This is a genomic window from Alteromonas sp. 14N.309.X.WAT.G.H12 (genome assembly GCF_036697315.1).
In the GTDB taxonomy this organism is placed as follows: Bacteria; Pseudomonadota; Gammaproteobacteria; order Enterobacterales; family Alteromonadaceae; genus Alteromonas.
The window spans coordinates 1-244 of sequence record NZ_JBAHZB010000276.1 but is presented as its reverse complement, the minus strand read 5'-3'; the positions used below and the strand labels follow the sequence as shown (position 1 = coordinate 244).

1 rRNA gene is annotated in these 244 nt (G+C 41.0%); it reads left to right on the top strand.

The features are described from left to right. Positions 1-175 precede the first annotated feature (175 nt). Positions 176-244: ribosomal RNA gene (gene rrf / locus V5298_RS20965) — 5S ribosomal RNA — on the top strand; the annotation flags it as partial.

Below are 244 nucleotides of genomic sequence, written 5' to 3'. Positions count from 1 at the left end.
TGACTGACTAATTTAAGTAAGTTAGAGTAGTAAGTTACTCTGATTGAGATTGATATCATGCTTTCCAATGTTGTTAAGATTATAAGTAAGGATGACATAGCACCCAAGGGTGTGTCATAAAGTCCTCCTTACGCAAAAATCGAGAAAATCACTCGATTTTGCACAACAGTTTTTGCCTGGCGGCAATAGCGATGTGGTACCACCTGATCCCATTCCGAACTCAGCAGTGAAACGCATTAGCGGC